Genomic DNA, 2592 nt, shown 5'->3' with positions numbered 1-2592 from the left:
TGTGCAAAAGTAGTAATTTTAATAGTTTAAGCTATATTTGTTCATCAAATAAAACAATTTGTTTAGTTATATTTTAAATAAAATAGGATACGGAGTAGTAACACTTTTAGGAGTAGTAACTGTTATTTTCTTTCTGTTTAACGTGCTTCCAGGAGACCCTGCGCGTATGATGTTAGATCAGCGTGAAGATAGCGAACAGCTTCAAAATATTAGAAAAAAATATGGTTTTGATCAACCAATTGGTACACAATATTTGTATTATTTAAACGATTTATCACCAGTTTCTATTCATTCAAAAAATGTAGATAACTATACTTTTTTAAATGCAAATACCTATTCTTATATTCAATTGTTTAGCACGCATGAAAAAACAGTTGTTTTAAAATATCCTTATTTACGTAAATCGTTTCAAAAAAATGATAAAAATGTATCGGATGTAATTGGAGAAACCTTACCAAATACTGCTGTTTTGGCGGTTTCCGCTATTACAATTGCTATAATTATTGGAATATTTTTCGGTATTTTATCGGCATTATTTAAAGACACTATTTTTGATAGAATTGTTTCAATTATAAGTACTTTAGGAATGAGTGTTCCTTCGTTTTTTAGCGCCATTTTATTTGCTTGGTTTTTTGGTTTTGTGCTGCATAAATACACTAATTTAAATATGACAGGAAGTTTATATGAAGTGGATGATTTTGGTGAAAAAATATACATTCAATGGAAAAATTTAGTGCTTCCAGCTATTGTTTTAGGAATTCGTCCGTTAGCAGTTGTAATTCAGTTAATGCGAAATTCTTTGTTAGAGGTTTTAACCCAAGATTATATTAGAACCGCAAAAGCTAAAGGACTTTCAACCTATAAAATTATTAAAAAACACGCATTAAAAAATGCTTTAAATCCTGTGGTAACAGCAGTTTCAGGTTGGTTTGCATCTATGTTGGCAGGTGCGGTTTTTGTAGAATATATTTTTAACTGGAACGGATTGGGACGTGAAATTGTAAATGCGTTAAACACGTTAGATTTGCCAATAATTATGGGAAGTGTTTTAACCATAGCAACGTTGTTTATAATAATTAATATTTTTGTAGATATTATTTACGGAATGTTAGATCCAAAGATTAGATTAAAATAATCTTTTATGCTCGAAAACGAATTCGTAGTATATTTATAGGAAGTTTTTTAAGGACTACATTATTGATTAATTTTGTAGTTATAATTTAATATAATAGTAGTAATGAGACAAAAAATAGTAGCAGGAAACTGGAAGATGAACAATGATTTAGACGAGTCTAAATCGTTAGTTAAAAAAGTAGTAAAAAGTGTTAAAAAGAATAAACTTAAAAATACAAGAGTAATAGTTGCTCCAACATTTGTAAGTTTAGAAAAAGTTGCAAATAAAGCAAAAGGAACTAAAGTAGAAGTAGCAGCACAAAACATGCATTTTGCAAAAAATGGTGCGTTTACAGGTGAAATTTCTGCTGAAATGTTGAAATCTGTAGGTGTAGAAATTGTTATTTTAGGACACTCAGAAAGAAGAGAATATTTTGGAGAAACCGATGAAATATTAGCTAAAAAAGTAGATGCTGCTTTAGAAAATAAAATGGAAATAATTTTCTGTTTTGGTGAAGTTTTAGAAGATAGAAAATCTGGAAATCATTTTAAAGTTGTAGAAAGTCAATTAAAAAATGCTTTATATCATTTAGAAGCAAAAGATTGGAAAAATATAATTTTAGCATATGAGCCAGTTTGGGCAATTGGTACAGGAGAAACTGCATCTCCAGAGCAAGCACAAGAAATGCACGCGTTTATTAGAAAAATTATTGCAGATGAATTTAATGATGATGTAGCTGAAAACGTTTCAATTTTATATGGTGGAAGTGTAAAACCAAACAATGCACAAGAAATTTTTGGAAAACCAGATGTTGACGGTGGATTAATTGGTGGAGCTGCACTTAATAAAGATGATTTTAAAGCGATAATTGACGCAATTTAATGGATAATATTTATATATCATATACATTTAAAATACACCCAAAAGAACCAGCAACCGAAATTTTGGTTGCTGAGTTGGGTGAAATTGGTTTTGAAAGTTTTGTTGAAAATGATGATGATTTAATAGCATACATTCAACAAACAGATTGGAATGAAAATATTTTAGACGATGTTTTTGTTTTAAATTCTAATGAGTTTTCTATTTCTTATGAAATGGAAGTAATTGAACAAACCAATTGGAATAGTGAGTGGGAGAAAAATTTCAATCCAATTCAAGTAGATGATTTGGTGAGTATTAGAGCTCCATTTCACGAAAATCCAAATTTAAAATATGATATAGTAATTGAGCCAAAAATGAGTTTTGGAACGGGGCACCACGAAACAACTTATATGATGGTACAACATTTGTTAGATCTTGATTTAACAAATAAAAAAGTGTTAGATATGGGTTGTGGAACTGGAATTTTAGCCATTTTTGTTGAAATGAAAGGAGCAAAGCCTATTGATGCTATTGATATTGATAATTGGTGTTATCAAAATTCCGTTGAAAATGTAGAGCGTAATAATTGTTCAAATATTGATGTTTATGAAGGTGAT

Annotated in this window: 3 protein-coding genes; all 3 read left to right on the top strand. The window is 29.3% G+C overall.

Annotation, left to right across the window (positions count from 1 at the left end; genetic code table 11):
• Positions 1–58 precede the first annotated feature (58 nt).
• Positions 59–1135: an ABC transporter permease gene (locus tag ABY298_RS15925; protein ID WP_372747030.1), complete on the top strand. Its 1077-nt coding sequence runs from the start codon at positions 59–61 to the stop codon at positions 1133–1135.
• 102 nt (positions 1136–1237) lie between these two features.
• Positions 1238–1996: a triose-phosphate isomerase gene (gene tpiA / locus ABY298_RS15920; RefSeq protein WP_372747029.1), complete on the top strand. Its 759-nt coding sequence runs from the start codon at positions 1238–1240 to the stop codon at positions 1994–1996.
• Positions 1996–2592 (top strand): 50S ribosomal protein L11 methyltransferase (gene prmA / locus ABY298_RS15915; RefSeq protein WP_372747028.1); only part of this gene is annotated, 597 nt, incomplete at its 3' end. The genes tpiA and prmA, both read left to right, overlap by 1 nt.

The organism is Lutibacter sp. (genome assembly GCF_041596795.1).
Classification (GTDB): Bacteria; Bacteroidota; Bacteroidia; order Flavobacteriales; family Flavobacteriaceae; genus Lutibacter.
Note: the sequence above shows the minus strand (reverse complement) of the source record. Positions and strands in the feature narration are given on the sequence as shown.